The organism is Pseudomonas fluorescens (assembly GCF_902497775.2).
Classification (GTDB): Bacteria; Pseudomonadota; Gammaproteobacteria; order Pseudomonadales; family Pseudomonadaceae; genus Aquipseudomonas; species Aquipseudomonas putida_F.
Genome location: NZ_OZ024668.1, coordinates 746,085 through 770,669, shown reverse-complemented (window position 1 = coordinate 770,669; position 24,585 = coordinate 746,085). Strand labels below are relative to the sequence as shown.

The window sequence follows — 24,585 nt, the reverse complement described above, 5'->3', positions numbered from 1 at the left end:
GGCGATCCGACTTGCCCCGCGATCAGACTGTTACCGCACTCTTTTGGCACACCCAACTGTTACCAACAGCCACCCCGGCTGAACAGTCCCGCGCACCAAAACCACCTCGCTGTGCATTTTCACGCACCAATTTGGCGCGCGATCAGCCGTTGGTCTTTTCCTGAATCACGATAAACGGCGAAACCACCACGGCCCAGATCTCTGGATCGCGGCTCTGAAGGTCTAGCGCCTGCTCTGTAGTGACCGGACCTACCGTGCCAGCATTACGCCATGCAGCGAAGGTTTCGCTACGGTTTTCGGCCATTGCCTGTGCAACTTCGATCAGGTCCAGGGTCGGGTCGACCCAAATCAGGTCACCCTTGGCCCAAAAACGCTCCAGCGCTTTCCACTCGATTCTTCCGGTCTCGCCGAGCAATTTGGCATAGAGGGTGCTTGGTTGATCTGTCATGGGTTCCTACCAGAAATAATTCGACCGCAATAAAGGTCGGTATTTTTGCAGAAAAACCCAGTTTCAAAATAAGTAATTGATCGACAAGGTGGTAAATGCCCGGGATTGACCAGAAAAACTGGCAAAACAGTGGCGTTTTTCTATAACTTTCTGTCGATTAGGCGACACCCCTGGTTTTTGCCCCAGCGGGCCTGCTTTTCAAGCGACAAAGCAGCGCTCTACACTGTACCGGTACAGTTGCCAGGGCCGATCCGGGGGTTATCCGGGTCCATGACGAGGCGTCGCCTCCCATGGAACCTGATCCGGTCCTCACGCTCTGGCCGCCAGGACTATAAAAATTACAACAGAATGAGTGGAGCACTATGAGTAAGGCTACTAAGCAGATTTCCAAACTGTTTGCCGCAATGGTTCTGGCCGGGGTTGCCAGCCATTCGTTTGCAGCCGATACCATCAAGATCGGCATCGCCGGCCCGAAAACCGGTCCGGTCACTCAGTACGGCGACATGCAGTTCATCGGTGCAAAACAGGCCATCAAGGACATCAACGCCAAAGGCGGCGTCGACGGCAAGATGCTTGAAGCCAAAGAATACGATGACGCCTGCGACCCTAAACAGGCCGTGGCAGTCGCCAACAAAGTGGTCAACGACGGCGTCAAGTACGTGGTCGGCCACCTGTGCTCCAGCTCCACCCAACCTGCGTCCGACATCTACGAAGACGAAGGCGTGATCATGATCACTCCGGCTGCCACCAGCCCGGAAATCACCGCCCGCGGCTACAAGCTGATCTTCCGCACCATCGGTCTGGACAGCGCCCAGGGCCCGGCAGCCGGCAACTACATTGCTGACCATGTCAAACCGAAAGTGGTTGCGGTACTGCACGACAAACAGCAGTACGGTGAAGGCATCGCCAGCGCCGTCAAAAAAACCCTCGAAGGCAAAGGCGTCAAGGTTGCCGTGTTCGAAGGCCTGAACGCCGGTGACAAGGACTTCTCCTCGATCATCCAGAAGCTCAAGCAAGCCAACGTCGACTTCGTCTACTACGGCGGCTACCACCCAGAGCTGGGCCTGATCCTGCGCCAAGCCAAAGAGAAAGGCCTGAACGCCAAGTTCATGGGCCCTGAAGGTGTCGGTAACGACTCCATCTCGCAGATCGCCCAAGGCGCCTCCGAAGGCCTGCTGGTGACCCTGCCGAAATCCTTCGACGCCGATCCTGCGAACAAGGCAATCTCCGATGCCATCAAGGCCGATGGTAAAGACCCTAGCGGCCCGTTCGTATTCCCGGCCTACTCGGCTGTCGAGCTGATCGCCGAAGGCATCAAGGCCGCCAAGTCCGAAGACACCGACAAAGTGGCTGCCGCCATCCACGCCGGCACCTTCAAGACCCCGACCGGCGACCTGTCGTACGACGACAAAGGCGACCTGAAAGACTTCAAATTCGTGGTCTACGAATGGCATTTCGGCAAACCTAAAACCGAAGTTTCTCCTCAGTAATCCCGTCTGACTATATGACTACAAGCCCACTGTGCGAGCAGTGGGCTTTGTTTTACGAGGTTCATGGGCCTGATTCCCGCGATCCGGGAGCAGGTTCACCTGAAAATCTTAAAACCGTCACCAGCGGTTCGCTGGCAGTTGCCTGTGCCGAAGTGGCCAAGACCACAAGACCGGGCCGGGGGCATCCCCACCAGTGAAATGCGTATCAGGTTTTTAGGAGCGCTGTAATGCCTGAGATCTATCACTTCTTCCAACAGCTGGTTAATGGCCTGACCATTGGCAGCACCTATGCCTTGATAGCCATTGGCTACACAATGGTTTACGGCATCATTGGAATGATCAACTTCGCCCATGGCGAGGTGTACATGATCGGTTCCTACGTGGCCTTCATCGCCCTTGCGGGGCTGGCCATGATGGGTATCGATTCACTGCCGATATTGATGACCGTCGCCTTCGTCGCCACGATCTTCGTAACCAGTGCCTATGGCTACAGTATCGAACGGGTCGCCTACCGTCCGTTGCGTAACAGCAACCGGTTGATCCCGCTGATTTCTGCCATCGGCATGTCGATTTTCCTGCAAAACACCGTATTGCTATCCCAGGACTCCAAGGACAAGTCCATCCCCAACCTGATCCCTGGGAGTATCTCCTTCGGCCCGGGCGGCGCAGAGGAAGTGCTGATCTCCTACATGCAGATCCTGGTTTTCGTTGTCACCCTGGTGGCCATGACCGGTTTGACCCTGTTTATCTCCCGTTCGCGTCTGGGCCGGGCCTGCCGGGCCTGTGCCGAAGACATCAAGATGGCCAACCTGCTGGGCATCAACACCAACAACATCATCGCCCTGACCTTCGTCATCGGTGCCGCCCTGGCGGCCGTGGCGGCGGTACTGCTGAGCATGCAGTACGGGGTGATCAACCCCAACGCCGGCTTCCTGGTAGGCCTGAAAGCCTTTACCGCAGCGGTACTGGGCGGCATCGGCAGCATTCCGGGCGCCATGCTCGGCGGGCTGGTGCTGGGGGTGGCCGAAGCCTTTGGCGCCGATATCTTCGGTGACCAGTACAAGGACGTGGTGGCGTTCGGCCTTTTGGTTCTGGTGCTGTTGTTCCGTCCGACCGGCATTCTCGGCCGTCCGGAGGTTGAAAAAGTATGAACAAAAATCTCAAACAGGCGTTCTTCAGCGCCTTGCTGGTCTGGGCCGTGGCCTTCCCGGTACTGGGACTCAAACTCAGCATCGATGGCATCAACCTGATCGTTCACAGCCAGGGGCCATTCACCATCACGGTGATTGCCGTGTGCTCGGTGCTGATGTTCCTGCGTGTGCTGTTCGACAAGCAGTGGAGCGCGGTTACCCATCGGCGCTCCGATCGCAAGCTGATCTCGCCGGCGGTAAGCAACTTCCTGACCCTGCCCAAGACCCAGCGCTGGATAATCCTCGGCCTGATCATGGTTGCCCTGGTCTGGCCGTTCTTCGGCTCGCGCGGCGCGGTCGACATCGCCACCCTGATCCTGATCTACGTGTTGCTGGGCCTGGGCCTGAACATCGTGGTCGGCCTGGCGGGCCTGCTCGACCTGGGTTATGTCGGCTTCTACGCCGTCGGCGCCTACAGCTACGCCCTGCTGTCGCACTACTACGGCCTGAGCTTCTGGATCTGCCTGCCGATCGCCGGCCTGATGGCGGCGACCTTCGGCTTCCTGCTCGGTTTCCCGGTACTGCGTCTGCGCGGTGACTACCTGGCCATCGTGACCCTGGGTTTTGGTGAGATCATCCGCCTGTTCCTGCGTAACCTCACCGGTCTTACCGGCGGTCCAAACGGGATCAGCAACATCGAGAAACCGACCTTCTTCGGCCTGACCTTCGAACGCAAGGCCGCCGAGGGCATGCAGACCTTCCACGAGTTCTTCGGCCTGCAGTACAACTCGATCAACAAGGTGATATTCCTCTACCTGGTGGCGCTGCTGCTGGCACTGCTCGCGCTGTTCGTGATCAACCGCCTGCTGCGCATGCCGATCGGTCGTGCCTGGGAAGCCCTGCGTGAAGACGAGATCGCCTGCCGCGCGTTGGGTCTGAACCCTACCGTGATCAAGCTTTCAGCGTTCACCCTGGGTGCCTGCTTCGCCGGTTTCGCCGGCAGCTTCTTCGCTGCGCGCCAGGGCCTGGTGACACCGGAGTCGTTCACCTTCATCGAATCGGCCATCATCCTCGCCATCGTCGTGTTGGGTGGCATGGGCTCTCAGTTGGGCGTGATTCTGGCGGCCATCGTGATGATCCTTCTGCCTGAACTGATGCGTGAATTCAGCGAATACCGCATGTTGATGTTCGGTGCGCTGATGGTATTGATGATGATCTGGCGTCCGCAGGGCCTGCTGCCTATGCAACGTCCACATATGGAGCTGCGTCGATGAGCCGCGAAATTCTGCAAGTCAGCGGCCTGAGCATGCGCTTCGGCGGCTTGTTGGCGGTCAACGGCGTGGCCCTGACCGTCAAGGAAAAACAGGTGGTGGCGTTGATCGGCCCGAACGGCGCCGGCAAGACCACGGTGTTCAACTGCCTGACCGGCTTCTACAAGCCGAGCGCCGGCAGCATCCTGCTCGACGGCCAGCCGATCCAGGGCCTGGCCGGCCATCAGATCGCTCGCAAGGGCGTGGTGCGGACCTTCCAGAACGTGCGTCTGTTCAAAGAGATGACCGCCCTGGAAAACCTGCTGATCGCCCAGCACCGGCACCTGAATACCAACTTCCTTGCCGGCCTGCTGAAAACCCCGGGCTTTCGCCGCAGCGAGCGCGAAGCCATGGACTTCGCGCAGTTCTGGCTGGACAAGGTCAACCTCACCGAGTTCGCCAACCGTACCGCCGGCACCCTGGCCTACGGTCAGCAACGGCGCCTGGAGATCGCCCGCTGCATGATGACCCGTCCGCGGATCCTCATGCTCGACGAGCCGGCGGCAGGCCTGAACCCGAAAGAGACCGAAGACCTCAAGGCGCTGATCAGCGTGCTGCGTGAAGAGCACAACGTCACCGTGCTGCTGATCGAGCACGACATGAAGCTGGTCATGAGCATCTCCGACCACATCGTGGTGATCAACCAGGGCACGCCCCTGGCCGACGGTACGCCGGAACAGATCCGCGACAACCCTGAAGTGATCAAAGCCTACCTGGGGGAAGCGTAAATGCTGCAGTTCGAAAACGTTTCCACCTTCTACGGCAAGATCCAGGCACTGCACAGCGTCAACGTCGAGATCCGCCAGGGCGAAATCGTCACCTTGATCGGCGCCAACGGCGCGGGTAAATCCACCCTGCTGATGACCCTCTGCGGTTCGCCCCAGGCGCACAGTGGCAGCATCAAGTACCTGGGGGAAGAACTGGTCGGCCAGCCGTCCTCGCACATCATGCGCAAGAGCATCGCGGTGGTCCCTGAGGGCCGCCGCGTGTTCGCCCGCCTGACCGTGGAAGAGAACCTGGCCATGGGCGGATTCTTCACCAATAAAGGCGATTACCAGGAGCAGATGGACAAGGTCCTGCAACTGTTCCCGCGCCTGAAGGAGCGCTTCAGCCAGCGTGGCGGCACCATGTCGGGCGGCGAACAGCAGATGCTCGCCATCGGCCGGGCGCTGATGAGCAAGCCCAAGTTGCTGTTGCTCGACGAGCCATCGCTGGGCCTGGCACCGATCATCATCCAGCAGATCTTCGACATCATCGAGCAACTGCGCCGCGATGGCGTGACGGTGTTCCTGGTCGAACAGAACGCCAACCAGGCGCTGAAAGTCGCCGACCGCGCCTATGTGCTGGAAAACGGCCGGGTGGTGATGGAAGGTACCGGTGAAGCGCTGTTGACCGACCCCAAGGTTCGCGACGCTTACCTGGGTGGCTGAGCATTGCACTGCAACAAATGAAAAAAGGCCTTCGGGCCTTTTTTCTTGCCCGCTGTAACACCTCCAGGGCAAGGGACTCTAGTGCTGCAGGTGAGCCAGAACCGCTGGCTCTCACCTCCCCTTACTACTGGAGTTTCAGCATGAACAAGACCCTCAGCGCCGCCGCACTCATCCTTTCCCTGGGCTCGGCCCTGGCGTTCCTGCCTGCGGTCCACGCCGCCGACGACATGAAAATGAGCAAGGAAGCGAGCATGGACAAGGACATGAAAATGGACAAGAAAATGGCCGACGACAAGAAGATGGACATGAGCAAGGACAAGAAGATGGAAAAGAACGACAAGATGATGAAAAACGAAATGCACGACGACAAGATGTAAACCCTAGAGGGTCCGCAGCGCCTGGCTGCTGCGCCTGAACCAGGCCAGCAGGTAATCGGCCAGTACCTGGACCCGCTGGGGCATCCCGCCCTGATAGGGGTGCACCAGAAACAACGGCACGCTGCGCGTCTGATAGTCGCGCAGTAGCCACTGCAAGCGGCCGTCAGCCAGCTCTGCATGCAGCATGTACGACGGCAGACGGGCAACCCCGGCGCCCAGCAGTGCCGCTTTTTTCAGCAGGCTGTAATGATTGCTGGCAAAGCTGCCAGCCACCTGCACCCGCAACAGTTCGTGCTGCTGGTGATACAACCACTCTTCACGGCCGCTGTAATGGCTGTTGAGCAGGCAGCGATGGCCGCTCAACTCACTTGGCACTTTCGGTTCACCATGGCGCTGCAGATAGGCCGGGCTGGCACAGGTCAGCTCCTGCATGGCCAGCACCGGGCGGGCGACCAGGCGTGCGTCATCCTGGACTTCGGTTCGAATCGCAAGGTCGAAGCCGTCGCCCAGGAGGTCGCGGTAGCCATTGTTCAGCTCAAGCTCCACCTGCAAATCCGGGTAGCGGCTGGCGAACTCCAGCAGCAATCCTTCGAAAAAAGTCTCGCCCAACGACACTGGCACAGTGATGCGCACCGGTCCCGCCAGTTCGTCCTTGAGCATGGCCAGGGTCTGACGCGCCCCTTCCATTTGCCGCACCAGTGCCTGCGCCTGCGGCAGCAACATGGCACCGGCAGCCGTCAGGCTCAGCCTCCTTGTAGTGCGGTGCAACAACTTCACCGAGTGGCCGGCCTCCAGGGCACTGATGCGCTTGGACAACTGCCCCTTGCTCCAACCCAGTTGTTGCGCAGCCAGGGTGAAGCTACCGGCATCCATCAGCACGGCAAAGGCCGCCAGGTCATCGAGGTCGCTCATGGATTGTTTCCATGTAAAAACCAAAGGTTGCCTATTAGCACGCTTATCTGCAGAAAAATCCACCCTAGACTTGAGCCTTGTCTTCACACCCCATGAGGAATGGCTCAATGAAAATCCTGTTGATCGGCGCCAGCGGTACCATCGGTTCGGCGGTTGCCAAAGAGCTGGAACAACGTCATGAAGTGCTGCGCATCGGCCGCAGCAGCGGCGACTATCAGGTGGATATCAGCGACAGTGCCTCGATTCGGCGCCTGTTCGAACAGACCGGCCGTTTCGATGCCCTGGTCTGCGCCGCCGGCAACGTCACCTTCGCGGCCCTTGAGGAGATGAGCGCGGAGCACTTCGCCCTGGGCCTGAACGACAAGCTCATGGGCCAGGTCAATCTGCTGCTGATCGGCCGCGAGTTCATCAATGATGGCGGCTCGTTCACCTTGACCAGCGGCATCCTCAACCGCGACCCGATTCGCTCCGGCGCTTCGGCTGCACTGGTCAATGGCGCCCTCGACGCCTTCGTCAAAGCGGCCGCCATCGAACTGCCGCGTGGCCTGCGGGTCAATTCCATCAGCCCCAACGTACTGGTCGAGGCCATGCCGGCGTATGCCCCGTATTTTCGCGGTTTCAAACCGGTGCCGGCCGCCGACGTGGCACTGGCCTATGCCAAGAGCGTCGAAGGATTGCAGAGCGGCCAGACCTACCAGGTTGGCTAAGGCCTTGTGATCGGCGATCAGCCTGCGTAACGTGGCGGCACCTTTTGCTCGAGATGCTGGAGTTTGCTTGATGCGTGCCGCCCCTTCGCTGTTGCTTGTCGCCTTGTTGCCGCTGTTTTCCGGCTGCCAGATGCTGGCTGAAAAGCCGCAAGCCGCCTCTACCGCAGGCCAGACCCGCATGCAGGGCGAACTCACTGCCCAGGGCGGACAACTGCTGTTCAAGCCCTGCGAAGAAACCCGCCGCTTTGCGGTCAATGACAGCGGCAACACCGGCCTGCTGCAGGAAGCCACGGCATTGGCGGCAACCCCTGGCACCCTGTTTGCCGACGTACGCGGTACCTTGTCGGCCAGCCAGAAAGGCGGCAATGACGGCCAATTGAATGTGCAGCGCCTGTACCGCATCGAGCACTCCACCAGCGCCTGCAGCGACCCCAACTTCAAGCGCCTGACCCTGCGTGCCAGCGGCCATGAGCCGGACTGGAACCTCAAGGCCGGCGGCAAGGGCATGGTCCTTGAGCGCCTTGGTCAGCCGTCGCTGGCCGTGCCTTATCTGGAAGAACAACTGCCCGACGGTCGTTTCAGTCTGAACACCGAGGCCAACGGCCAGAAAGTCGAGCTCTGGGTCGCACCGCAGCGCTGCGTCGACAGCGCCACCGGCAGCGTCCAGCACCTGAAGGCCGAGCTGCGCGTAGACGGCCAGACCCTGCGTGGCTGCGCCTACTACGGCGGCTCGCGCAACGACTGATCATCGGCGCCTGCGTTTATCCTGCCTGCAAAGGCAGCGAACAGCTTATACTTGGCGGTTTGTGTAAAGCCGCCGGCCGTTCATGGCCGGGATACTGGACCCTGCCATGTTACGAATCACCGAACTGAAGCTGCCGCTGGATCATCCTGATGAAGCCCTGCGCGAGGCCATCGTGCAACGCCTAGGCATCAGCGACGAGCAACTGCTGGACTTCACCCTGTTCAAGCGCAGCTACGATGCGCGCAAGAAGAACAGCGAGCTGCTGTTCATCTACACCATCGACCTGCAAGCGAGCAACGAAGCCGAACTGCTGCAGAAGTTCGCCGACGATCACAATGTCAACGTCGCCCCGGATGTCAGCTACAAAGTGGTTGGCCACGCCCCTGCCGACCTGCAGGAGCGTCCTGTCGTGGTCGGCTTCGGCCCGTGCGGAATTTTCGCCGGCCTGCTGCTGGCGCAGATGGGCTTCAAGCCGATCATCCTCGAGCGCGGTAAGGAAGTTCGCCAGCGCACCAAGGACACCTGGGGCCTGTGGCGCAAAAGCGTGCTCAACCCCGAGTCGAACGTGCAGTTCGGCGAAGGCGGCGCCGGGACCTTCTCCGACGGCAAGCTCTACAGCCAGATCAAAGACCCGCAACACCACGGCCGCAAGGTCCTGCACGAGTTCGTCAAAGCCGGTGCGCCGGACGAGATCCTCTTCGTCAGCAAGCCGCACATCGGTACCTTCCGCCTGACCGGCATGGTCGAGAACATGCGCCACGAGATTCACGCGCTGGGCGGCGAAGTGCGCTTCGAGCAGAAGGTCACCGACCTGCTGATGGACGACGGCCAGCTCAACGGCGTGGTCCTGGAAAGCGGCGAACAGTTGCACTCGCGCCACGTGGTCCTGGCCCTGGGCCACAGTGCCCGTGACACCTTCCGCATGCTGCACGCCCGTGGCGTGTTCATGGAAGCCAAGCCGTTCTCCATCGGCTTCCGGATCGAGCACCCGCAATCACTGATCGACCAGGCGCGCCTGGGCAAGTACGCCGGCCACCCGAAACTCGGTGCTGCCGACTACAAGCTGGTCTACCACGCCAAGAACGGTCGCTCGGTCTACAGCTTCTGCATGTGCCCAGGCGGCACCGTGGTTGCCGCTACCAGCGAGCCGGGCCGGGTGGTCACCAACGGCATGAGCCAGTACTCGCGTAACGAGCGCAACGCCAACTCCGGTATTGTCGTTGGCATTACCCCCGAGCAGGACTATCCGGGCGGCCCGCTGGCCGGTATCGAGCTGCAGGAAAAACTCGAAGCCCACGCCTACGTGCTGGGTGGCAGTAACTACCAGGCCCCAGCGCAACTGGTCGGTGACTTCGTCGCCGGACGGCCGTCCACCGCCATCGGTAGTGTCGAGCCGTCCTACAAGCCAGGGGTGAGCCTGGGCGACCTGGGCCCGAGCCTGCCGGACTTTGCCATCGAAGCCATTCGTGAAGCGCTGCCGGCCTTCGATCGGCAGATCAAGGGCTACAACCTGCCTGACGCGGTATTGACCGGGATCGAGACCCGCACTTCATCGCCGCTGCGCATCACCCGTGATGCCAGCATGCAGAGCCTGAACCTCAAGGGTCTGTTCCCAGCGGGTGAAGGTGCCGGTTATGCCGGCGGGATCCTGTCGGCGGGTGTCGACGGGATTCGCATTGCTGAAGCGGTAGCGCGCAGCATGCTGGGGCTGCAGGACTGATTCATACCGCAGTAAAGCAATCGCCGGCAACGCCGGCTCCCACAGGGTCCGAGTCGCCGCGGACCTTGTGGGAGCCGGCCTTGCCAGCGATGGGCTACAGAGCAGCCCGCCTTCAAACGCCCTCGCGCAATACCGATTCCGGCAACGCCTCACCGCGCTCGACACACGCAGTCACCGCCTCAATCATCCCCTCCAACTGATACCCCTGCCCGTTCAACCAGTCCTGGTCATAGTAAGTCGTGGCATAGCGATCGCCGCCATCACAGAGGATCGCCACGATCGAACCGGCCTCCCCCGCCGTGCGCATCTGCTGCGCCGCCGCCAGAGCGCCGATCAGGTTGGTGCCGCTGGACCCGCCGACCCGCCGGCCAAGGCGCTGGGCCAGATAATGCATGGCCGCCAGTGACAGAGCGTCCGGCACCTTGACCATGGCATCGATCACCTGCGGCAAAAACGAAGCCTCGACCCGCGGCCGGCCGATGCCTTCAATGCGCGAACCACAGTCCAGGCGCAGGGAACGGTCACCGGTCTTGTAGCAGTCGAAAAACACCGAGCGCTCGGCATCGGCGCACAACACCCGGGTGGCGTGCTGGCGGTAGCGCACATAGCGGCCCAAGGTGGCGGTGGTGCCGCCCGTGCCCGGGCTGGAAATCAGCCAGCTCGGCTCAGGGAACTGCTCGAAGCGCATCTGGGCAAAGATCGACTCGGCAATGTTGTTGTTAGCGCGCCAATCGGTAGCACGCTCGGCATAGGTGAACTGGTCCATGAAGTGCCCGCCACTTTCCTGGGCCAGGCGCTCGGATTCGGCGTAGATCTGCGTGGGATCCTGCACCAGGTGGCTCTGCCCCCCGTAGAAAGCAATCTGGGCGATTTTTTCCTGCGAGGTGGTGGCCGGTACCACGGCTATAAAGGGCAAACCGAGCAAGCGCGCAAAGTAGGCTTCGGAGATCGCCGTCGAGCCGCTGGACGCTTCGATCACCGGTGCGCCCGGACGCAACCAGCCATTACACAGGGCATAGAGAAACAACGAGCGCGCCAGCCGATGCTTGAGGCTGCCCGTGGGGTGGCTCGACTCATCCTTGAAATACAGCTCGACCTCGGGAAAGCCAGGCAGCGGCAGCGGGATCAGGTGGGTATCGGCGCTGCGCTGGAAGTCCGCTTCGATAATGCGGATGGCTTCACGGGCCCACTGGCGGTGATCGTTCATGGTCGATTCTCGGGCAAAAAGGTCGAAGTTCAGCAGAACATGTTAGGAAAATTCTGATAATTGCTACAGACACAGCCACGATGAATTATCGACCGCAACTGCTAGGCTGCATGGCGTGAATTGGTTACAGCTTATAACAAAAAAGAATATAGTTTTTGTTTTAAAGAATATCACCACAGGGTAGGGTGTGCCCCTATCAGAACCTTCAGGATGGAGAGCGCCCTTGCCCCTGCGTAGCACTTTCACACGTTTCTTTCAGTTGGAAGCTGCCAGCGGTCTATTACTGATTGCTGCAGCTGCCCTGGCCCTGATCATCAACAACTCGCCGCTGTCGTACCTGTACAACGGCCTGCTGGATGTGCCTGTAGTCGCCCAGATTGGCGCGTTGAAAATCGCCAAACCCTTGCTGTTATGGATCAATGACGGGCTGATGGCCCTGTTCTTCCTGTTGATCGGCCTTGAGGTCAAGCGCGAGGTGGTCGACGGTCATCTGTCCAAGCCTTCGCAGATCGTCCTGCCCGGCGCGGCCGCCATCGGCGGCATGGTAGTGCCAGCGCTGATCTACTGGTTCCTCAACAAGGACAACCCGGCTGCCGTCGCTGGCTGGGCGATCCCCATGGCCACCGACATCGCCTTCGCTCTCGGCGTGCTGGCCCTGCTGGGCAAGCGCGTACCGGTTTCGCTCAAGCTGTTCCTGATGACCCTGGCGATCATCGACGACCTGGGTGCGATCATCGTCATCGCCCTGTTCTACTCCGGTACCCTGTCGAGCCTGTCGCTGGGGCTGGCGGCAGCCTGCCTGCTGGTGCTGATCGCAATGAACCGCATGGGCGTGGTCAAGCTTGGTCCGTATATGGTGGTCGGCCTGATCCTCTGGGTCTGCGTGCTCAAGAGCGGCGTGCACGCCACCCTGGCCGGTGTCACCCTGGCGCTGTGCATTCCGCTGCGTACCAAGAACGCCGAGCCGTCGCCGCTGTTGACCCTGGAGCATGCCCTGCACCCGTGGGTGGCCTATGGCATCCTGCCGCTGTTCGCCTTCGCCAACGCCGGCGTGTCGCTGACCGGTGTCAGCCTCGAAAGCTTCACCCATCACGTGCCGATGGGCATTGCCGTGGGCCTGTTGCTGGGCAAGACCCTGGGGGTATTTGGCTTCGCCTGGCTGATGATCAAGGCCGGCATGGCCGCCTTACCGGCTGGCGCCAACTGGGGCCAGGTGCTGGGCGTGGCGATTCTCTGCGGCATCGGTTTTACCATGAGCCTGTTCGTCGGCTCCCTGGCCTTCGTGCCGGGTAGCAGCGAATACGCCGGCATGGACCGCATGGGTATTCTCACCGGCTCCATTCTGGCCGCGCTGATCGGTTATGGCATCACCGCGCTGTCGAGTCGCAAGCCCGTCACGGCCTGAACTTCAAGGCAATAAAAAACCCCGACCGGCACTGCCGAGTCGGGGTTTTTAATGGGGGGTGCAAAACTCAGTGAGTGACGCGGCTGGTGCCGTCGACCGTCATGATTCGCACACGCTCGCCGACGCGGAAGATCTCGTTCTGCTGCACGGCCTGCACGTAGGCACGCATGCTGCCGTCGTCTTCACGCACGGTGATTTCCACGCCCTGGGTGCGGGTCAGGCCTTCTTCGGCCGCGGAACCTGCCAGGCCACCGGCCACGGCACCGATCACGGCGGCAACGATACTGCCGCGACCACCCCCCACCGCACTACCGGCGACGCCGCCGACGATGGCACCGGCGCCACCACCGATCGGGGTTTTGGTACCTTCGATTTTCACTGGGCGCAGGGATTCGATGGTGCCCATGCGCACGGTCTGCACACGGCGCGCTTCATCACGGGAGTACGAATCGCCGGTCAGGCTCGAGGCACAACCACCGAGCAGCAGCGACATTGTGGTGAAGCTTGCCACCAGCAGAACAGATTTACGCATTGGATAATCTCCGTAAGACAGATGCTCATTAGACTCCGCGCATTGACGACTGTCACGACACATGCGGGGTAAAATTGCTTCCATTCAGCTTCCGTACAGCCTGTGCTATCGGGGCAGCCTGTAGAAACTTCTAGCGCAAGGATAGACATGGATTACTTCATCGTCGTCATAACCACCGTGGCAGGCCTGTACTTCCACTGGTGGATCTATGTTCGCATCAAGCGCTGGATGGACCGCGACCTGGCCTTGTCGCTGGCAGGCCAGGACGAAGGCAAGAAGGCCTTCATGCTACAACGTCTGGACAGCGCCAAGGCGCAAAAGGTCAAACGCAGTGAACTGGCGGCCTGGCTGGAACGCGAGGCCGCCGGTTACCAGGCCGATTAAGGCGCGAGGCGCTCACGCAGCCAGTTGCCCTGCTGCAAGCGGTAGTTGAGGCGGTCGTGCAGGCGGCTGGCGCGGCCCTGCCAGAACTCGATGCGCTCGGGCAGCAGGCGATAGCCGCCCCAGTGTTCCGGGCAGTGTGGCTGGTTGTCGCTGAAGCGCTGCTCGGTGGCCTCGACCAGGCCTTCGAGCTCGGCGCGGTCGGCAATCACCCGACTCTGCGGTGAGGCCCAGGCGCCCAGGCGGCTGCCCAGCGGGCGCACCTGGTAATACTCGTCCGATTCCTGCGCAGTCACCTTGACCACCTTGCCTTCGATACGCACCTGACGCTCCAGCGCCGGCCAGAAGAAGGTCATGGCCGCGAACGGATTGGCCAGCAGCTGCTGGCCCTTGGCGCTGTCGTAGTTGGTGAAGAAGGTGAAACCCTGCTCGTCCAGGCCCTTGAGCAGGACGATACGGCAATGCGGGCGACCATCGGCATCCACCGTCGCCAGGGTCATGGCATTGGCTTCCACCGGCGGCTGCTCGGTGTTCAGGGCATCATCGAACCATTGGCGAAACAACGCGAACGGCTGCTCCGGAGCCTGGGCTTCGGTCAGGCCATCGCGGGTGTAATCGCGGCGCATATCGGCCAGGGACTGGGTCATTACTGCGTTCCTTGACGATCAGTTGGTCTTCGCAGGGGTGGTGTTGGCAGCGACCTTCTTCGCCGCTGGAGCCGCAGCTTTTTTCGCTGCGGGCTTGGCGGCAGGCTTCTTGGCAGCAGCCTTGGCCGGCGCGGCTTTCTTGGCCACAGTGGCTTTTTTCGCCGGGGCCTTGGCCGCAGGCTTGGCAGCCGGTTTCGCCGCAGCCTTGGCCGGCGCCTTGGCATCCTGCACGGCAACCAGTTCGGCCGGGCTTGGGGTTGGCTGCTTGTACTTGGCCAGCAAGGCAACCATGGTGTTCTGCGGCGTCAGTACCAGCTCGACACGGCGGTTCAGGGAGCGGCCTTCAACGCTGTCATTGGCCGCACGCGGCATTTCCGAGCCCATGCCACGCAGCATCAGGCGATCGCGCTCCAGGCCGCTAAGGCGGAAGATTGCAGCCACCGAGCCGGCGCGCTCCTGGCTCAGCTTGGTATTGGCGGCGGCGACACCGCTGGTGTCGGCATGGCCGAGGACCAGTACCGCGGTCTGCTTGTCAGCCTCGATGGCTTTGGCCACACGGGTGATCGGGCCGAGGGTGACCGGCAGGAGCATGGCCGGGCGATCCGGATTGTAGGAACTGTCGACCGGCACGGTCACCACCAGCACGTCTTCACGGCGCTCGACTTCGAACTTGCTGTCCTTGATGGCTTCGCGCAGCTTCGGCTCGTAGCTGTCCAGCCAGGCCTGGGTGGCCTTGTGGTCGATTTTCGGTACGGCTGCGGCCTTGCTCTTGGCGCTGTCGTCAAACGGCCACCACCAACGGCTGGCGCTTTCCGACTTGGCGTCGGCCTTGGCGACTTTTTCGCTGACCACTTCCTTCACTTCCTTGTCGACGAGCTGGTCAGAACCAAACGGCCACCAGTTGAAACCGGCATCAGCGGCCCCGTCTTTCTGAGGATGCTGCGCGCAGCCGGTCACGGCCAGGCACAGGGCGAGAGCTAAGGATTTATGCGAAGACATCAGCGATACACCATGAAAATGAAAGAAATTTGGCCCAGCAATGCAGGGCTTTGGAATTCAGAATAGCTAAAGGGTTCAGGCCACACCGGGGTTAACCGATCAAAGGCAACTGGCCAACACCCGCACCAGCTTCTGCGCCCGGGGGTCCATGAGTACATAGGGGCCCAGGGTATTGGTAACAAAGCCAAAGGAAACATCATGTTCCGGATCGGCAAAGCCAACGGAGCCGCCCGCACCCGGGTGACCGAAGGCGCGCGCGCCCAGACCAAAGGTAGCGTTGGCAACGGCTGGCTGGTCGAGCATGCAGCCCAGACCAAAACGGGTCGAGGTCAGCAGGGTCTGGTCCTGGCCGACGCTGTGTTCGCGGGTCAGCTCATCGAGCAGTTCCGACTCCAGCAGGCTGCCATCGAGCAGGCCGGCGTAGAAACCGGCGAGGCTGCGGGCGTTGCCGTGGCCATTGGCCGCCGGTTGCTGCATGCGCCGCCACTCGGGTTTGTTGACGCTGGTAAGCATCCCTGGCGGGTTGGTGAAGGCCCGGGTCGACAAGGCTTGCGGCTCACGCATAGTGACCTGGAGCAAGCGCTGGGCCGCCTCATCGCCCATGTTGCCTTTGCCGCGGGCAATATGCGCGACACGGGGGAAGTGCTCTTCACCGAGGCCAATATGAAAGTCCAGGCCCAGCGGCCTGGCGGTGCGCGCGACGATCGACTCGCCAGGCTCACGGCCATCGGCACGGCGGATCAACTCACCGATCAGCCAGCCAAAAGTGATAGCCGCGTAGCCGTGGGCGGTACCCGGCGTCCACCAGGGTGATTCGCCAGCCAACGCCTGGACCATGGTTTGCCAGTCATAGAGGGCCTCGGCCGGCATCAGCTCACGCAGGGCCGGAACACCAGCGCGATGGCTGAGCAACTGACGCAGGGTGATCGATTGCTTGTCGGCCTGGGCGAACTCCGGCCAGTAGCGGGCCACCGGCGCGTCCAGGGCCAGCTTGCCTTCGCCGACCAATTGCAAGGCGGTTACGGCGGTAAACATCTTGGTACAGGAGAACAGGTTGGCGATGGTGTCGCTGTGCCAGGCCTCGGCGCCATCTTTGTCAGCGCTACCGGCCCAGAGGTCGATGACGGTTTCACCGCCGACCTGGATGCACAACGCCGCGCCACGCTCCTGAGGATCGTCGAACAGCGCCGCAAAGGCTTCACGTACCGCTTCAAACTTAAGCTCGTAATGACCCTGAATCTGCACCCAGCAACTCCCGTGAAACCGGCTTCTCAAATGGGTGTGCATTGTTTCAGTCTGCGCACGATTTGGGAACAGACAGAAGCCGGGCGGTCCATGCCCGGCAGCGGGTGTCAGGGGGTCTTGGGCGCTTTTTCCGAAGTCACCAGGGTTTTACCGAACTGATCCTGAGTCTGCAGGTTGCTCTTGCGCACTCCGTCGACAAAACCCTGGAACGGTACATCGGTAATGCCGACCAGGCCGAAGTGGCCGTTCTCGCCATCGAGCAGGCGCCCGCTGGCGGGCTGGTCCAGGTACTGGAACCAGTGCACGCCGACGATCGACGGCTCATCCAGCGCAGCCTTGACGAAGCTGGCATAGGCCGGCGCCCTGCCCTCTTCCTTGGCCACTTCCATCGGCCCCGGCCAGAACGGACCGCGGTCACGGGAGCCGAACTGGAACTCGGAGACCAGCACCGGCTTGTCCAGCGCCTTGAGCTGGTTGAAGTCGTAGCCGTCCTGCGGTTTTGGCGTGTAAAAGTTGAAGCTGATCACGTCGCAGTACTCGGCACAGGCCGCGACGGCTTCCGGGTTGCTGACGGCATAACGGCCGCCGAGCAGCAGGTGATTGGGCGCATGCCATTTCAGCGAGTCGGAAATGGTCTTGAAATAGGTTTCGGCAAAGACCTTCTGGAAGTACTTGAAGTCAGCCTCGATTTCCGGGTGTTCAGGGCTTGGCAGCGGCGGTTCGAACCCCGGGTCTTCCATCAGTTCCCAGGCTGGCAGGTCGATGCCCCAGGCCTTGGACAGGCCGGCCTGGTTGCGGTATTTGTCGCGCAATTGCTTGAGGAAAGCACGCTTGGCCGGCACATCGGTGGTCAGGCGCAAGGTGCCGTAGGCCAGGGCGTAACGCGCCTTGGGGTCATCCCCCGGGGCGGCCCAGGCCAGTTCGTTGTCGGCAAAATAACCGATCAGCCACGGGTCGTCGCGGTGGTCGCGGGCAGCAATTGCCACGGCCCGCTCGGTGGCCATGGCGAAGCGTGGGTCGAATGGGTCGGGCATGCCGCCCCACCAGTCCATGCCGGTACTGATGCTGGTGTAGTCACCGACGATCGCCAGCGGCAAGGTGTAAGGCATCCGATTGGCTTGACCCAGCGTCGGCTCGCTCCAGTTGCCCAGGGTATTGAAGCCCCAGGCCTGCAGGCGGTCGAGGGTGTGTCCCTGCCAACGCTGCTTGTCGAAGCTTGCGGGCGGGCAATCCACCGCCGGGGCCTTGTCGCTGGCCGCCACCGGCGTGCACGGGGTGCCATGGCTGCGCTCGATATTGGCGGCATAGAAGTCGAACCAGCGCCCCTGGTTGAAGTTGCGGCCACGGGCCGAGCCGTTGCCGTCGTTGTTGTTGCCTTCGCCGTAGAACTGCGCAAGCGCTTCACCAGCTTGAGGCAGCACACTGAACATGCTTTCGCGCCCGGCCACATAGGTGCGGCCACCGTCGGCAGCGACGGTGTTGACGCCCAGGGAGTAGAACGGATGCCCTTCGGGGGTCACCAGGTACCAGCGACCCTCGCGTTTCTCCGTGCGGAAGAAGCCCTTGGCCTCGAACGCCGGGCCTTCGGTGATGCCGCCGAACTTGTCCAGCTTGAGTTTGCTGCGTTCGCCCAGCCAACCTTTGAGCTGCTGCTGTTCGCGGCTGGCGGCGGCTTTGAGCTGATCGTCGCTGACGATCTTTTCCGGCCAGCGGCCGCGGGTGGACTGGCCATAGCCGTCGATCAAGCCGGTATACACGGCCTTTTGCAGTTGGTCGTCATCCTGGGTGCCGACACGCTCGATGAGGATGCTCTGGGCGACGTTGGGCTTGTTCATCGACAAGGTCACCGACACCACCTGCTTGAGATCGACCTCGCCGGCACTGCTGGTCAGCAATACCCGCTGGCCCTCATGCACCCACGGCATCGGCGGCCCGGCACGCATGCCCTGGCTCAATGGCGAGCTGGCCTTGAGCGGCACGTAGACGGTTTGCGCAGGGCCCGCTGGCAAATCGATACGGCTGGTGAGGGTCTTGCCGTCACTGCTTTGCACCGTGACATCGACGGTCAGCGCCCAGTCCATGGCGCTTTGCAGACGCAAGGTCATGGCCGTCGCGCTGGACCAGTCCCAGGCCCCGGCCTGCGGGGTCAGGCGCAGTTTGGGCTGCTGCACCGGGTTGAACACCACGCGGCGCAGCACCTCGCCCTCGGCCGTCTGCTCTGCGTTGTACTGCGGCAGGCTGGCATCTTCGGTCACCACGTTGACCACGGCGGCCGGGCGAACGAAGCTGAACAGCGTCTGTTGCCCGGCCAGCAACGGCGTGCTGAACAACAGTGCGAATACGGCAGGCAAGGTACGGCGAATCATAGGGCTGGAGCTCTCCTTGAGGGCCCATGGGGCCTTGAACTGAGTGATAGACAACGCCCGGAGCATTGCGCTCCGGGTTTCAGGAAATTTCCCGGCGAAACGGTGGCAACGCATTGAGAATAGCCTTGCCGTAGCGCTGGGTGACCACCCGCCGATCAAGCAGGGTGATGGTGCCGCGATCCTCTTCGGTACGCAGCAGGCGCCCGCAGGCCTGGATCAGCCGCAACGAGGCGTCCGGCACGGCGATCTCCATGAACGGGTTGCCACCACGGGCCTCGATCCATTCGGCCAGGGCCGCCTCGACCGGATCATCCGGCACCGCGAACGGGATCTTGGCGATCACCACATGCTCACAGTAGGCCCCCGGCAAGTCGACACCTTCGGCGAAGCTGGCCAGGCCGAACAGCACGCTGGAATCACCGCCATCGACCCGCGCCTTGTGCTTGTTGAGGGTTTCCTGCTTGGACAGGTTGCCCTGGATGAACACCTGCTTGCGCCAGTCACGGTCCAGGCCGTCGAACACATCCTGCATCTGCTTGCGCGAGGAGAACAGCACCAGCGAACCGCGCGAACCTTCCACCAGCTCCGGCAGATCGCGGATGATCGCCGCAGTGTGGGCGGCCGCATCGCGCGGGTCGGCACGCAGGTCCGGCACGCGCAGTACGCCGGCGTCGACGTGATGGAACGGGCTGGGCACAACGCTGGTGACCGCAGTTTTGGGCAACCCGGCACGCATGCGGAAACGATCGAACTTGCCCAGCGCGGTCAGGGTCGCCGAGGTTACCAGGGCGCCATGGGCGACGTTCCACAGGTTGCGCCGGAGCATTTCGGCGGCGAGGATCGGGCTGGCATTGACCTCGATATCGAACAGCGCACCGCTTTCGGCCAGGGTCAGCCAGCGGGCCATGGGCGGGCTGTCTTCCGGGTCTTCGGCGGTGAAGGCGGTCCACAGCTCCCAGTTGCCCTGGGCACGCATCAGCAAGCTGCCGAACAACGGGTACCACTCTTCGGCCTGGTGGCTGGGAATACCGATGCTGACCTCGGCGTCCATGCCTTCCTTGAGCAGTTCGGTGAGGCGAGTGAACAGGTCATTAAGGCGCGAGAAGCCCTTCTTCAGCTCAATGCCCATCTCGCGCATATGCTCGGGCACCACGCCGCCCACGAAGCGATGCCGGGGCCGCTCGCGACCTTCCATGTCTTCGCCTGGGCGAAAATCGGCGACCTGCTCGCAGGCGCTGAACATGAACTGCTGCTGGGCCTTGATCTCACGGGCCAGTTCCGGCACCTGCTCGATCAGCTTGCCCAGATCGCCCGGCAGCGGATGCTGGGCCAGCAGTTTGGTCAGGTTCTTGGCGGTTTGCTCGAGCCAGTCGGCGGTCGAGCGCAACCGGGTGTAATGGGCGAAGTGGCCGATGGCCTTGTCGGGCAGGTGGTGGCCTTCGTCGAACACGTAAATGGTGTCGCGCGGGTCCGGCAGCACAGCGCCGCCGCCCAGGGCCAGGTCAGCCAGGACCATGTCATGGTTGGTGACGATCACATCGACCTTGCCCATGCCTTCACGGGCCTTGTAGAAAGTGCATTGGCCGAAGTTCGGACAATGGCGCCCGGTGCACTGGCTATGGTCGGTGGTCAGGCGTGCCCAGTCCTGGTCTTCCAGGGCCTGGGGCCAGCTGTCACGGTCACCATCCCAGCGGTTGCCGGCAAGTTTCTCGATCATGCTGGTAAACAGCTTCTGGCTGGCCTCATCGACCTCGATCCTGAAGCCTTCTTCTTCGAACAGCTGGGCGGTCGCCGATTGCGCCTGGCCTTCCTGCAACAACACATCGAGTTTCGACAGGCACAGGTAGCGGCCCCGGCCCTTGGCCAGGGCGAAGCTGAAGTTCAGGCCGCTGTTGCGCATCAGGTCGGGCAGGTCCTTGAAGACGATCTGCTCCTGCAGGGCAACCGTTGCCGTGGCGATCACCAGGCGCTTGCCGGCCGCCTTGGCTGCCGGAATCGAGGCCAGGCTGTAGGCTACCGTCTTGCCGGTACCGGTGCCGGCCTCGACTGCGACCACAGCCGGCTCGCCGACGCGCCGACCTTCGTCGTCGCAGTCGATATCGCCGAGCACCTTGGCCACTTCGGCAATCATCAGGCGCTGGCCGTAGCGAGGCTTGAGGCTCTTGGCTTCGAGAAAACGCGAATAGGCGCCCTGAATCGTGGTTTTGAGTTCGTTGCTGATCATGGTGTCGGGCGCCCGAAGGGCTGGATAAATTTTCAGTGTTTCGATTGGGTCGCTATCATACCCCGCTATTGCCCTTTGCGCCGAATGGAGATCCCGATGCCCGTCTTAGCCCTGTCTTACAGCCTGCATGTTCTGGCCGCTCTGGTGTGGGTCGGGGGGATGTTCTTTGCCTGGCTGATCCTGCGCCCTGCGGCGGTTGCAGCCCTGGAGGGCCCTGCTCGTCTGCGCCTGTGGGTGGAAGTGTTTCAGCGTTTTTTCGTGTGGGTGTGGATCGCAATCGCAGTGTTGGCGATCAGCGGTATGTTCATGGTCAATACGCGTTTTGCCAGCTTCGAAACGACGCCGCGGCATGTGCAGGTGATGATCGGCGGCGCGATTGCGATGTTCGCCCTGTTCTTTCGTGTCCAGTCGTTGCTGTACCCGGAACTGCGCCAGGCAGTGCAGGCCGAAGACTGGCCGGCAGGCGCGGCGGCAATGGCGAAAATTCGGCGGATGGTCGGGATCAACCTGATGCTGGGGATCGCGGTGGTGCTGTCGGGTGGGATGTTGTGGTGATTTAAAGGCGGGGGCTGCTTTGCAGCCCATCGCCGGCAAGGCCGGTTCCCACAGGGTCCGGCGTGTGTCTCTACAGGCGCTGCAGAATCAACTCTCCAGCCGCACCCGCTGCACCCGGCTGACCCGCAGCCCCAGGCTTGCCCGCAGCACCGCCCGCAGTGCTGTACACCAGACAACCCTTGCTCGCGCCACCGGCACCCGGCTTGCCGGCTGCACCCGCCATGCCCGGCGCACCGCCATCGAGCTGGACCACTACGTGCTCGGCGGGGAACCCTGCAGGCAGTGCCAAGCGCACCCGGCCACCAGGCGCGCCATCATGGCCATTACCGCCATTGTCGCCATTGGCCCCGCGGCTGGCCTGGCCCCAGGTGCAGCCTCCCGGCTTGCCGTTGGCGCCATCGAGCCCGATATAACCCGGCGCACCCGCCCCGCCGCGCGCATCAATGGCCAGCGTCGAGGCCTGCAGCTCATGCAGTTGCAACTCCAGGTTGCGACCGGCCTTTGCCGCCTTCTCATAGGTCCCCGGCGCACCATGGGCGACGATCTGGCTGCCCTCGCCGAAACTGGCCCGGCTCACTTCGATCTGCAAGGTGGATTCTGCCGGCACGATGGCAATCCGTGCCTCCTGGCCCAGGTGCAACTCATCGACCCTGAGGTCGATCAGGCTGGCGGGCAGCACCAGGGTGGCGGAATCAGCGACATCCAGGCGCTGCAAATGCACGACGCTGGCCTTGTTCGGCAGGCGCAGCACCGAATGCGCGGCGACGCTGATGGCATCGGCCAGGGCCAGGGGGCTGAACAATGCAGCCAGAATGATCAATTTACGCATGAGCAGCTTCCTTGCGGGGTGCCGGAATTGAAAGAACATGAAAAATACCGACCAGCAGGATCTGCAAGCGATCGAACCAACGATGGCTGCGCTCGCGCAAGCAACCATTGAACATCAGCACTTCCAGCAGGTGCAGGCCAAGCAGGGCGGCACCGGCGGCGTTGATCAGCAGGTGGAAGGGGTGCTCCAGCGGTATCAGCAGATTCACCAGCACCACCCACCAGAACACCACGGTCAGGGCCTTGGCCAGCCCCAGTAAACCTTGCATAGGCGCCCCCCGTTGTTATTTTTCGGTGGCGATGCCAGGTACGCTGGCATCACCTGCAACAGTAACGGCTGACACACGCCTTGCACCAGAGGCGCGATCAATTAAGGTGCAGTTCCACCCTGCGGTTCTGCGCCCGCCCGGCATCGGTGTCGTTATCGGCGATCGGCTGGCTTTCACCCCTGCCCTGACTGGTGACCTTCGCTGGCGACAGGCCCTGGCTGATCAGGTACTCGGCAACACTGCTGGCACGCCGTTCGGACAGTGCCTGGTTGTAGGCATCCGAGCCCTGGCTGTCGGTATGGCCGATGACCTTGACGCTGACCACATTGTCGCCATTGAGCTTGCTGGTAAGCGCCTGCAGCTGTTGATGGGCCGCGCTGGTTAACTCCGCCGAATCAAAGGCGAACATCACTGCGCCCTGATCGCTGAGAGTGATCACTTCCGAGGTCGGTGCAGAGCCCGGCGCTTTCTGGCTCACCGGATACTGTGGCAGCGGGCAACCGGTGTGACTGACCGGGGTGTTGGCCGGCGTGTCGGGGCAACGGTCGCGACGGTCGAACACGCCGTCTTCATCTTCGTCACCGTCCTGGGCATAACAGATCAGGCCGCCGGCAATCGCACCGGCAGCACCGGCGCCAGCTGCCCAGGCAGAACTTTCGATGGCGCCAAGACCGCCACCGACCAGGCCGCCAAGCAAGCTGCAGATAGGCCAGGTCCTTTGATTGAGTGGGGCGCTGCCATCACTGTGGGTCGCGCAACCGGAGAGCAGGCCTGCGGCCAGAAGGACCGGCAGTGTGGCCTTGAAGAAAACACTCATGGGAATTGCTCCTGTGTCACCGGCCTCTACCGGTCACACAGGAGTAAAGACCGGCCTGCGGTACTTCTCAAGCCACAGGCCGCTGGCGCTTTAGCGCTCGATGCGAATTTCCGTACGACGGTTCTGTGCCCGGCCTTCGGCGGTGGCGTTATCGGCAACCGGCTGGGTTTCACCCGCGCCCTGTACCGAAACGAAGCTGGCACGTGGCACGCCGCTTTCGATCAGGTACTCGGTGACCGAATGGGCGCGGCGTTCCGAGAGCTTCTGGTTATAGGCGTCGGAGCCTTTGCTGTCGGTATGGCCGGTGACGCTCAAACGCGCGCTCGCCGCTTCGTTTTTCAGGCGCAAGGCAATGGTATTGAGGCGTTCCTTGTCGGCTGCGGTCAGCTTGGCCGAGTCGAACTCGAAGTGAACATCACGGATGACAATGACCTCTTCCTTGACCACGGCCACCTCTTCGACCACAGCCACAGGCTCTGGCGGACAACCGTTGGCATCGACCTGCACGCCGCGTGGCGTGCCCGGGCACTTGTCGCGGCTGTCCGGTACGCCATCGCCATCTTCGTCGCCATCGCCATGGGACCAGCAATAGCCCGCGGCCAAGCCTGCACCGAGCAACGCGCCCCAGCCTGCCCAGCTGGAACTCTCGATAGCGCCCAGGGCTGCGCCGCCTACGCCCCCGACGGCAGCACACTTCGGCCAGTCGGTTTTTTGCAAACCTGCACAACCAGTCAACACGCTGGTTAGCAGAACCAGAGGTAATGCTGTGCGTACTATGCTCATTTTGTTGCATCTCCTAGGGGGAATCGGTGCAAAACCGATGCTCTGGGAGTAAAGACCG

25 protein-coding genes are annotated in these 24,585 nt (G+C 62.0%); 12 read left to right on the top strand and 13 right to left on the bottom strand.

Annotation, left to right across the window (positions count from 1 at the left end; genetic code table 11):
* Window positions 1-142: 142 nt before the first annotated feature.
* Window positions 143-448 carry a DUF2288 domain-containing protein gene (locus tag F8N82_RS03670; RefSeq protein WP_038999176.1) on the bottom strand — a complete coding sequence of 102 codons (306 nt, stop codon included), beginning with the start codon at window positions 446-448 and terminating at the stop codon, window positions 143-145.
* Between the two features lie 362 nt (window positions 449-810).
* Here F8N82_RS03670 and F8N82_RS03665 point away from each other — a divergent pair, with 362 nt between their 5' ends.
* The 6 genes from F8N82_RS03665 (at window position 811) to F8N82_RS03640 (ending at window position 6,185) form a co-directional block, all read left to right on the top strand.
* Window positions 811-1,938: a branched-chain amino acid ABC transporter substrate-binding protein gene (locus F8N82_RS03665; protein ID WP_038999175.1), complete on the top strand. Its 1,128-nt coding sequence runs from the start codon at window positions 811-813 to the stop codon at window positions 1,936-1,938.
* 227 nt (window positions 1,939-2,165) lie between these two features.
* The gene (gene livH / locus F8N82_RS03660) at window positions 2,166-3,089 is read left to right on the top strand and encodes a high-affinity branched-chain amino acid ABC transporter permease LivH (protein WP_028943524.1); all 924 of its coding nucleotides are present in this window, start codon (window positions 2,166-2,168) and stop codon (window positions 3,087-3,089) included.
* Window positions 3,086-4,342, top strand: coding sequence for a high-affinity branched-chain amino acid ABC transporter permease LivM (locus tag F8N82_RS03655; RefSeq protein WP_038999174.1), 1,257 nt, complete (start codon window positions 3,086-3,088; stop codon window positions 4,340-4,342). The genes livH and F8N82_RS03655 overlap by 4 nt, the downstream gene beginning before the upstream one ends.
* Complete coding sequence (gene livG / locus F8N82_RS03650) at window positions 4,339-5,106, top strand: high-affinity branched-chain amino acid ABC transporter ATP-binding protein LivG (RefSeq protein WP_038999173.1); 768 nt, start codon at window positions 4,339-4,341, stop codon at window positions 5,104-5,106. Before F8N82_RS03655 ends, livG begins: the two co-directional genes overlap by 4 nt.
* A complete protein-coding gene (locus F8N82_RS03645; protein WP_038999172.1) occupies window positions 5,107-5,808 on the top strand; it encodes an ABC transporter ATP-binding protein in 702 nt (233 codons plus the stop codon).
* A 140-nt stretch (window positions 5,809-5,948) separates the two neighbouring features.
* Complete coding sequence (locus F8N82_RS03640; RefSeq protein ID WP_038999171.1) at window positions 5,949-6,185, top strand: hypothetical protein; 237 nt, start codon at window positions 5,949-5,951, stop codon at window positions 6,183-6,185.
* A 3-nt stretch (window positions 6,186-6,188) separates the two neighbouring features.
* Here the strand turns inward: F8N82_RS03640 and F8N82_RS03635 are convergent, their stop codons facing one another.
* Window positions 6,189-7,097: a LysR family transcriptional regulator gene (locus tag F8N82_RS03635; RefSeq protein ID WP_038999169.1), complete on the bottom strand. Its 909-nt coding sequence runs from the start codon at window positions 7,095-7,097 to the stop codon at window positions 6,189-6,191.
* 107 nt (window positions 7,098-7,204) lie between these two features.
* On the opposite strand from F8N82_RS03635, the gene F8N82_RS03630 reads away from it, so the two are divergent.
* The 3 genes from F8N82_RS03630 (at window position 7,205) to F8N82_RS03620 (ending at window position 10,269) form a co-directional block, all read left to right on the top strand.
* On the top strand, window positions 7,205-7,804 hold the full coding sequence (locus F8N82_RS03630; RefSeq protein ID WP_038999168.1) for a short chain dehydrogenase: 600 nt from the start codon (window positions 7,205-7,207) through the stop codon (window positions 7,802-7,804).
* Window positions 7,805-7,874: 70 nt separating this feature from the next.
* Window positions 7,875-8,549 (top strand): COG3650 family protein, encoded by a 675-nt coding sequence (locus F8N82_RS03625; protein WP_038999167.1) that lies wholly within the window; start codon window positions 7,875-7,877, stop codon window positions 8,547-8,549.
* 106 nt (window positions 8,550-8,655) lie between these two features.
* Window positions 8,656-10,269, top strand: a complete 1,614-nt coding sequence (locus tag F8N82_RS03620; protein WP_038999165.1) for an NAD(P)/FAD-dependent oxidoreductase — start codon at window positions 8,656-8,658, stop codon at window positions 10,267-10,269.
* Between the two features lie 112 nt (window positions 10,270-10,381).
* On the opposite strand, the gene F8N82_RS03615 is transcribed toward F8N82_RS03620, so the two are convergent.
* Window positions 10,382-11,476, bottom strand: a complete 1,095-nt coding sequence (locus tag F8N82_RS03615) for a PLP-dependent cysteine synthase family protein (RefSeq protein WP_038999163.1) — start codon at window positions 11,474-11,476, stop codon at window positions 10,382-10,384.
* 223 nt (window positions 11,477-11,699) lie between these two features.
* Between F8N82_RS03615 and nhaA the strand changes: the two genes are divergently transcribed.
* A complete protein-coding gene (gene nhaA / locus F8N82_RS03610; protein WP_038999161.1) occupies window positions 11,700-12,881 on the top strand; it encodes a Na+/H+ antiporter NhaA in 1,182 nt (393 codons plus the stop codon).
* A gap of 67 nt (window positions 12,882-12,948) precedes the next feature.
* Here nhaA and F8N82_RS03605 read toward each other — a convergent pair whose 3' ends face one another.
* Window positions 12,949-13,413: a glycine zipper 2TM domain-containing protein gene (locus F8N82_RS03605; RefSeq protein ID WP_010221079.1), complete on the bottom strand. Its 465-nt coding sequence runs from the start codon at window positions 13,411-13,413 to the stop codon at window positions 12,949-12,951.
* Between the two features lie 147 nt (window positions 13,414-13,560).
* Here F8N82_RS03605 and F8N82_RS03600 point away from each other — a divergent pair, with 147 nt between their 5' ends.
* On the top strand, window positions 13,561-13,797 hold the full coding sequence (locus tag F8N82_RS03600) for a hypothetical protein (RefSeq protein WP_038999159.1): 237 nt from the start codon (window positions 13,561-13,563) through the stop codon (window positions 13,795-13,797).
* On the opposite strand, the gene pdxH is transcribed toward F8N82_RS03600, so the two are convergent.
* The 5 genes from pdxH to dinG form a co-directional block, all read right to left on the bottom strand.
* The gene (pdxH, locus tag F8N82_RS03595; RefSeq protein WP_038999158.1) at window positions 13,794-14,441 is read right to left on the bottom strand and encodes a pyridoxamine 5'-phosphate oxidase; all 648 of its coding nucleotides are present in this window, start codon (window positions 14,439-14,441) and stop codon (window positions 13,794-13,796) included. The two genes, F8N82_RS03600 and pdxH, sit on opposite strands and share 4 nt — an antisense overlap.
* 18 nt (window positions 14,442-14,459) lie before the next feature.
* A complete protein-coding gene (locus F8N82_RS03590; protein WP_038999156.1) occupies window positions 14,460-15,440 on the bottom strand; it encodes an OmpA family protein in 981 nt (326 codons plus the stop codon).
* A gap of 99 nt (window positions 15,441-15,539) precedes the next feature.
* A complete protein-coding gene (locus F8N82_RS03585) occupies window positions 15,540-16,685 on the bottom strand; it encodes an EstA family serine hydrolase (RefSeq protein WP_038999155.1) in 1,146 nt (381 codons plus the stop codon).
* Between the two features lie 107 nt (window positions 16,686-16,792).
* A complete protein-coding gene (locus tag F8N82_RS03580; protein WP_038999152.1) occupies window positions 16,793-19,051 on the bottom strand; it encodes a beta-galactosidase in 2,259 nt (752 codons plus the stop codon).
* A gap of 79 nt (window positions 19,052-19,130) precedes the next feature.
* On the bottom strand, window positions 19,131-21,275 hold the full coding sequence (gene dinG / locus F8N82_RS03575; RefSeq protein ID WP_038999151.1) for an ATP-dependent DNA helicase DinG: 2,145 nt from the start codon (window positions 21,273-21,275) through the stop codon (window positions 19,131-19,133).
* Between the two features lie 96 nt (window positions 21,276-21,371).
* Here dinG and F8N82_RS03570 point away from each other — a divergent pair, with 96 nt between their 5' ends.
* The gene (locus F8N82_RS03570) at window positions 21,372-21,830 is read left to right on the top strand and encodes a CopD family protein (RefSeq protein WP_038999150.1); all 459 of its coding nucleotides are present in this window, start codon (window positions 21,372-21,374) and stop codon (window positions 21,828-21,830) included.
* Window positions 21,831-21,900: 70 nt separating this feature from the next.
* Here the strand turns inward: F8N82_RS03570 and F8N82_RS03565 are convergent, their stop codons facing one another.
* From F8N82_RS03565 to F8N82_RS03550, 4 genes are all read right to left on the bottom strand, one after another.
* A complete protein-coding gene (locus F8N82_RS03565) occupies window positions 21,901-22,659 on the bottom strand; it encodes a hypothetical protein (protein ID WP_038999148.1) in 759 nt (252 codons plus the stop codon).
* Window positions 22,652-22,927: a DUF1145 domain-containing protein gene (locus F8N82_RS03560; protein ID WP_038999146.1), complete on the bottom strand. Its 276-nt coding sequence runs from the start codon at window positions 22,925-22,927 to the stop codon at window positions 22,652-22,654. Before F8N82_RS03560 ends, F8N82_RS03565 begins: the two co-directional genes overlap by 8 nt.
* A gap of 97 nt (window positions 22,928-23,024) precedes the next feature.
* Window positions 23,025-23,744, bottom strand: coding sequence for an OmpA family protein (locus F8N82_RS03555; RefSeq protein ID WP_038999144.1), 720 nt, complete (start codon window positions 23,742-23,744; stop codon window positions 23,025-23,027).
* Window positions 23,745-23,834: 90 nt separating this feature from the next.
* Entirely contained in the window at window positions 23,835-24,527 is a 693-nt protein-coding gene (locus tag F8N82_RS03550) for an OmpA family protein (protein WP_038999143.1), read from the bottom strand.
* Window positions 24,528-24,585: the final 58 nt, after the last annotated feature.